Annotated in this window: 3 protein-coding genes; 2 read left to right on the top strand and 1 reads right to left on the bottom strand. The window is 46.3% G+C overall.

Annotated elements, in window-relative coordinates:
• Positions 1–5,167 (top strand): VCBS domain-containing protein (locus L3V30_RS07990; RefSeq protein WP_267136920.1); only part of this gene is annotated, 5,167 nt, incomplete at its 5' end.
• Between the two features lie 161 nt (positions 5,168–5,328).
• Here the strand turns inward: L3V30_RS07990 and L3V30_RS07975 are convergent.
• Positions 5,329–6,990, bottom strand: a complete 1,662-nt coding sequence (locus tag L3V30_RS07975) for an electron transfer flavoprotein-ubiquinone oxidoreductase (protein WP_237308659.1) — start codon at positions 6,988–6,990, stop codon at positions 5,329–5,331.
• Between the two features lie 138 nt (positions 6,991–7,128).
• On the opposite strand from L3V30_RS07975, the gene L3V30_RS07970 reads away from it, so the two are divergent.
• Positions 7,129–8,094 (top strand): FAD-binding protein, encoded by a 966-nt coding sequence (locus L3V30_RS07970; protein WP_237308658.1) that lies wholly within the window; start codon positions 7,129–7,131, stop codon positions 8,092–8,094.
• Positions 8,095–8,123 lie beyond the last annotated feature (29 nt).

Below are 8,123 nucleotides of genomic sequence, written 5' to 3'. Positions count from 1 at the left end.
GTATACGTTGAACCAAAGTCTGGTTCAAGAGTTAGATGAGGGTGAGCAGGTGCAAGACACCATCACTCTCACTGCAACCGATGGTACCCAACAAAACATCGTGATTGATATTACGGGCACCGAAGACGCGCCTATTGTTGACGGTGCGTTCACCGGCAAGGTGACTGAAGGTAATCTCGGTGATGTTGCGACCGCAACCGGCACCATTACTATCTCTGATGTTGATAATGGCGACGATCCGATTTTTGCAAACACCACCGTTACGGGCACCTATGGTGAGCTGGTATTGGTGGATGGGAAGTGGACGTATACGCTGGACCAAAGCCAGGTTCAACAGCTGGACGAGGGTGATCAGGTGCAAGACATCATCACTCTCACGGCGACCGATGGCACCCAACAAAACATCGTGATTGATATTACGGGCACTAATGATGTTCCTGAATTTGTTAGTGGGAGTAATGACAACTTTGGTCTGGATGCCCAAGGTAAAACCGACATCGATAGTTACCAGTTTAGCGTTGATGAAAACAGTCAATCGGGTGTAATTGGAAAAGTAAATGCATTCGATGTCGATCAGGACAGTCAGATAACCTATCACTTAAACGGTCATAGCGAACTGTTTGAAATCAACAGTCTTACCGGTGAGATCAGTGTCAAAAATGGTGCAAATCTGGACCATGAATCTATCGATAACTACCAGCTAGAAGTGGAAGCTCGTGACCAGTTTGGCGGTAAAGACACCGCTCAGATCGAAGTGTTGGTTCGCGATATTAATGAAGCCCCTATTGCTGCAGATGATAAGGGCATTGAAAAAACAACCAAGACAATTGACCAGAGCAACTGGGATGATAGCACTGATATCACAGTCGATTACTATGTGATTGATACTCGATCTGGAAACAAGGTTTCTGATGCATCGAAAGCTGATTATGTTGGTGACGGCGACCACAAATATGGCGTTAGTTCTGCGCTAGACAGCGGCTCTGACCGGGTTCAAGATGGTCAGATTCGATATGATGATGCAACTGGACAAAGTGAAGCAATGCGCTTCTCCTTCGCTAATGGTCAGGTTGCCGATCATGCTGAAGTTGAAGTGAAAAACCTATGGACAGACACTTCGAACGGTAGCTGGGAGCCTGGTATTGAGCGCGGTGTTTGGAAGGCTTACTACAAAGGTGACTTGGTTGCGACAGGTGTGTTTGAAGGTACTCGTGGTGGTAATCAAGTAGTCAACATCAATGCAGATGGGCGTTTCTTCGATAGTATTGAAATGTCTACTACCAGCTATAAAGACGGTGTCATTGATCCTAAAGGCTCAGAGTACTTTATTACTCAGGTATCAGCGGACCTCACGACCTTTGATGAAGCTTACCAGACCAACGGCTCAGGCACTTTAGAGCTGGATGTTCTAGCGAATGACAGCGACCCGGATGGTGACGCTCTGACTATTATCGACTATCCATCAGAAAGCTTCCTTAGTCTGCAAGATGGTAAATTGGTCTTTGATGCGGCCAAGTACCTAGAGTCACTGCCCGCTGATCAACAAACCCTGAAAACGGGTGAAGTGAAAGATTATACCTTCGAATACACCATCCGTGATGACGACGGCCTGACTGATAAAGCAGAAGTTACCGTTAGTGTGATGGGTGAGCCTATGTCGCTCAGTGATGCACACGCAGCATTGGATGAATCTCAAGTTGGTACGGATACTGGCGTACATGCTGAAGGCAACTTTATCGCAAACCTCGGGTCTGCAACGGAGGCTGAATATCACTTCAACGCCGAGCAAAACCTAGGTGGTTTCACCAGCGATGGTAAAGAGGTCGTGTTTGAAGTGAGTGCAGATCAGAGCACTCTAACTGGTTATACAGGAACAGGTGCCGACCGCATCAAAGTGGTTCAAGCCAACATAGATAGCAAAACGGGTCATTTCACAGTTGATCAACATATGCCTCTTGATCATGCGGAGCAGGGGGCGGACATGCTGGATATCCGCGCCAGCGTCGAGGTGAATGCCGGAGGTCAGTCTGAGAGTGCCACCTTGCATCTGAATGTAACGGATTCATTACCGTCATCGTCTTCAGCTCACTACGAAATAAATGATGCTGATTCACAAAGTAATAGTGTTGTGATTGCACTTGATGCGTCAGAATCAATGCTCGACTGGGTAACAGATGCAGACGGACAATATGTTACTCGCTGGCAACTTGCTCAAGACTCTATTAAGTCAATGTTTGAGCAATACCAAGATTTGGGTCCAGTAAGTTTTAGAATTGCAACTTACAGCGGACAACCATCTGGCCAGATTTCTGAGTGGCTAGATTCTGCCGAGGCCATTGATGCCTTTATCTCTGGTATACATCCATATGCATCGACGCCATATAACCAGGCCGTTGACCAAATAAATGAAATACTTAGTGATCCAGAAGATGATGCATTGCTTAGTAATACCGATACCCAGCTTTACTTTATCTCAGATGGTCGACCTTCCGATTTTACCTATTGGACAAATCAAACGAACGTGGGAGAAATTCAAACCCGTGAAAACTTGATTAAGTGGTCAACATCAGATGATTTTGAAAGTGAACAGCGTTATCAGGACATAGTGAATGGTCGGGTTCAGCCTACTTCTGAAGAAGAGGGCATCATTCTGCAAAATGCGATGGAAAATGGCATCAGCAGTAGCGGTCAGGATGTTGAAAATATCTGGTCTGTCGGTATCGGTAATGGTGCGTCTCTGGAACACCTGGAGTCGATCGCGACAGATAAAGGCAGTGCTATTGTCGTTGTAGATGATTCTCAGATTGGGGATTTGCTTAGCAAAACGGTCTCAGGCCAGTTGCAAGGTAACCTTCTGGATGACAATGGCGGTGATGCTCAGTGGGTAGATCACATCACTATCGATGGCGAGATATATTACTACAACAAAATAAACGGTGATGTCACTACCAGCGATGGCACGAAAATATCGGATCATTCTCTGGCGCAAATTGATACCAACCACGGCAAGCTGACCATTAACTTTGAAAATGGTCACTACGACTATCAAGCGAGCAATGTTGTAGGTCATCAACAAGAGAAGCTTGACGTTACGGTTATCGATGCTGACGGTGATACTACAAATAGTGAAGTTACCATTGATATCCGAGATCGCGCACCAGAATTCATCAGTGTCGGTGATACAGACCAAACCCATGGCACCGATGCCAACGGTATGCCAACAGAAGATACAGCAAGCTTTGACGTCGCTGAGCAAGAAGTTGGGGTATTAGTCGGCCAGGTGGAAGCGTTTGATCCGGATGGCAGTGACACCATAAAGTATGAATTGAGTGGTGGTGATGCTGATCTATTCCGTGTTGACTCTAATAGTGGTGAGATTTGGCTGAAAGATGGTGTAAAACTGGATCACTCGACTCAGCAAACGTATCAGTTGGAAGTGTCTGCAAGCGATGGTGTGGATACCGATACAACTCAGGTTATCCTGAATGTCACTGAGAACCATGCCCCAACCTCATCTCCAGTTCAGGGCTTTGCTCAGATGGAAGACTTACCGATCAATAAAGTGACGGTAGTGTTCGACCACTCGAACAGCATGACCCGCACCTTTGACGGTGAAAATACCGTGGGTCGTGAGGCAACCGCACCGAAAACTGAATCGAGAGCTTACAAAGCAGCAGCAGCGTTACATTCCATGGTTGAAAACATGATTGCCGATGGAGGAGAATCAAATACCTATATCCGCCTGGTACGTTTCGACGGAGATACATCCACACATAGCTGGCTGACCTTGAGTGAAGTTGAGTTGATGACACGCCCACCAGAGATGAATGGCCGTGATCCAAACGATTTAAGTTTCCAAAATGAAGTGTCAGAATATGTGCGCAACTGGTGTGACGTAGAATACGGTACCAATACGGATTACGATAAAGCTTTAGAGGCTGTAATGGAGCCTGGTGAGGCAAGTAATGCCGTTTACCCTTGGCAGGATGGTTGGGACTATTTCGGTCCAGAAAAACCGTCTGAGAGTAAGGACACCATATTCTTTATCTCAGATGGCGAACCCAACCCTAGCGAGGGCGCTGTTACTTCTCCTGATCTAGCCGAGCGCTGGGAAGATTACAAACAGACTCATGACGCCAAGGTATATGGGATTGGTATTGCTCTCTCTGATAATGTCAAAGCAGCAGAGGCTCTAGATGAGCTTAGCGACAAAGTGGTGTTTATCGACTCAGGTGAAGACTTGGGGCAGTACCTAAACCACTTCTCTCCCGATCCAATTGCCGGTGAGTTACTGGCGGGAAGCCAGGACGCTGATGGTGATAGCATGACCGTTTCTTTGGCAGAAGGCGATTTCACTCTGCTGGGCGCAGATCTGCACGGTGTAACTGTAAATCAGCCGTTAGTTTCTTCATCCAGTGACGTAGATGGTCAGCTTCATATCCAGACAGCGTTCGGCACTTTGGAAGTGTCATCCAATGGCAGTTATAGCTTTACTCAAAGCGATGAGCTTACTCTACAGGGAGACCAGCAGGCGGATTTGCATTTCTTGTTTAAAGTGTCTGATGGTAAAGGTGGCATAAGTGAAAACGTCTTTACACTTACATTGAACGATTCTGGCACCGATATTGTGCAAACTGAGCGCCATGCGTCGGTGGGAGATGAGTTTGCGAATAGCATCACTGGTGGCGAAAGCATTGATATTTTGCTAGGTCAAGCAGGTGAAGATACGTTGAATGGTGGCGCAGGCGATGACATTCTGGTTGGTGGGCTTGGAAACGATATCCTGATGGGAGGCCTAGGCAGTGACATCTTGACAGGTGGAGAGGGTCTTGACACCTTCACCTTTACTCAAGAATCACTGGACATGACGCCATCAAGAGATGTGATTAAAGACTTTAGGCTGGATGAAGACAAGTTGGATTTGAGTGACATTCTTGAGTTTGTCGGTGACGACACAACGGATATGGATAACTTGTTGGAACACGTAAGTGCAGACTACGATAGTGCCCTAGATACTCTGAATTTGACGATTACTGGAGAAGGCAGCAACACAATGTCCGTGGCATTAGAGAACTTTGATTTATCAGGGTTGGAGCTAGGGTCGTCAGCGACATCTCATGAAATCGTTGATCAGCTGTTCCATCACCAAGTTTTTAGCGTGGATTAATATTACCTGAAGATAAAGTTATTTTAGTAAACAGCACCTGATTGAATCATCAGGTGCTGTTTTTCTTTATCTGCCGCTGTTAGCTACCGACTTTTTGCTTAACCACTTTACAAATTAGCAGTAGTAAATGCACTGCTTCTGCACTTTAAGTGGTTCTTTGGTTACATGTTTTGATAGCTTGGTCCGCCACCGCCTTCTGGCGCTTTCCATGTGATGTTTTGTGAAGGGTCTTTGATATCACAGGTTTTGCAATGCACGCAGTTGGCGGCATTTATCTGAAACTTCAACTTATTGTCCACTTCCACCACTTCGTAAACCCCAGCGGGGCAATAGCGCTGACTCGGCTCGTCATACATACCTAAATTCACATCAATTGGAATGTGAGGATAAGTCAGAACAAGGTGGCAAGGTTGGTTCTCTTCGTGCTGTGTTCCCGATAAAAATACCGACGAAGGCTTATCAAAACTGATTTCACCATCTGGATTTGGGTATGCAATTGGTCGGCACTCTTGTTTAGGTTTTAACTGCTCATGATCGTACGAATAGTCCTTGATAGTCCAAGGTAACGGCTTCTTAACCAGTGGTTGCCATAGATTATGCTCAAAGGTCGAAAGTGCACCGCCCAGTATGCTGCCAAACTTGTGGATGTTCGCACCAAAGTTACGTGTTTCGGTGAGCTCGTCATACAACCATGATGATTCAAATAATGACTGGTAGTCTGGCTCAGAAGCCCCAGTTTGTAGGGCAGTATGTACCGCTTCTGCAGCAATGATTCCGGACTTCATGGCTGTGTGGCTGCCTTTAATTTTAGCGACATTCAAAGTGCCTGCATCACAACCAATCAATAAACCGCCGGGGAATTGCTGTTTCGGCAGAGAAGAAAGTCCACCTTTTGCAATGGCTCTTGCACCATATGCGATACGTTGGGCACCTTTTAGGTGTTGCTCGATAGCTGGATGATGCTTAAAGCGTTGAAACTCGTCAAACGGGCTTAAGTAAGGGTTGCTGTAGTTTAAATCTACGATCAAACCGACCGCGATTTGGTTGTTTTCCATATGATATAGAAAACCGCCGCCAGTGGTATTTGTCTCGCTCAAAGGCCAGCCAGCGGAGTGGATAACACTGCCAGATACATCCTTGCTGTCAGAGGGTAATTCCCATATCTCTTTTAAGCCAAGCGCGTAGTGCTGAGGTTGCTTGCCTGCGTCTAGGTCGAACCTTTGAATAAGTTTTTTACCCAGATGTCCGCGACAACCTTCAGCAAAAAGGGTGTATTTTGCCTTTAGCTCGATACCTGGCTCAAAGTTAGATTTGGCTTGGCCGTTCTTATCTAGTCCCATATCGCTCGTATTAATGCCTGTCACGACGCCACTCTGATCATAATTGATGTTTGCAGCGGCAAAGCCAGGAAAAACTTCCACCCCAAGACTTTCTGCTTGGTTAGCGAGCCAACGGCAAAGGTTGGCAAGGCTAATTACATAATTATTTTCGCCATTTATCATTGGACGTGGCGTAAGGAAATGAGGGACGCGAATATGGTTTTGCTCAGTAGTAAGATAAAGGAAATGGTCTTGCTGAACTGAGGCTGATAGCGGGGCATCCATTTCTTTCCAATCGGGGAAAAGTTCATCCAAGGCATTGGTTTCAAAAACAGCGCCAGATAAAATATGTGCGCCCACTTCTGACCCTTTTTCTACAACGCAAATTGAAAGTGCGTCACCTTCACTATCTTGGTTGAGTTGAGCTAGGCGACAAGCGGCACTTAAGCCCGCAGGTCCGGCTCCCACGATCACGACATCAAACTCCATGCATTCTCGTTCCATCTATCTGCTTCCTTTCTATTATCGTCATCTGCGTGACAGGTTTTTGGTTTCCATACAGAAAACTATAGCTCAGTTGACGTTAACGTGAAGTGAACTAAGCTCAAGTAATGGATCTGACGTGTTATACGAGGCATGACCATGGACGACCGACCATTAGCAACACTTGTCATTGCGGAACATGACAACCAGTCGTTGGCTGTAGGGACGCTGTGTGCAATTAAAGCGGCATTTGATATCAAGGATGGTGATAAATCGCTTCCTGTTTCTGTATTGCTTGTTGGTTATCAGTGCCAATCGGTTTTGGATGAGTTGAAGTGTGTTAAGGGCGTTGCAGAAATTATCTGGGTTGACGCAAAGGAATACGAGCATGGGTTAGCGGAAAACATTGCGCCTTTGATTTCACGAGTAGCCAGAGATTACTCGCACATTCTTGCTCCTGCTAGTACGTTTGGTAAGAATGTAATGCCTCGCGTGGCGGCGTTGCTCGATGTAGGGCAACTTTCGGATGTGATGACCATCGAGTCTATCGATACGGTGATTCGTCCAATATATGCCGGGAATGCATTGGCGAGAGTCACGTCGAACGACCTCTATAAAGTTATGACCATACGAAGTACGGCTTTTGATGCCGTAGAGCTGTTAGACACGCCAGTTGTCCCTAAGGTTACTCAAGTCGATACAGTGATTATCAACAAACTGAGTGAGTTTATTTCGCAGCAAACGCCAGAAAGTGAGCGACCAGAATTGCCAGCGGCTAGAGTGGTGGTATCGGGTGGTCGTGCATTCGGGAGTAAAGAGAAGTTTGCTTTAGTCGAACAATTGGCTGACAAGCTAGGTGGAGCGGTAGGAGCGTCCCGAGCGGCGGTCGATGCGGGGTATGTGTCTAATGACCATCAAGTCGGGCAAACCGGTAAAATTGTTGCACCTGAATTATACATTGCCGTCGGAATTTCTGGTGCTATTCAACATTTAGCGGGAATGAAAGACTCAAAGGTGATTGTCGCAATTAACAGCGATCCCGATGCGCCTATTTTTGACATCGCTGACTATGGGTTGGTCGGCGATTTATTTGAGGTGATGCCGGAGTTGCTAGAGAAGCTGTAGATATAATATGTTCTCTCAAACAAAAGGCT

This window comes from Vibrio sp. A1-1 (assembly GCF_021728175.1).
Taxonomy (GTDB): domain Bacteria; phylum Pseudomonadota; class Gammaproteobacteria; order Enterobacterales; family Vibrionaceae; genus Vibrio; species Vibrio diabolicus.
This window is presented reverse-complemented; position numbering and strand designations above follow the sequence as displayed.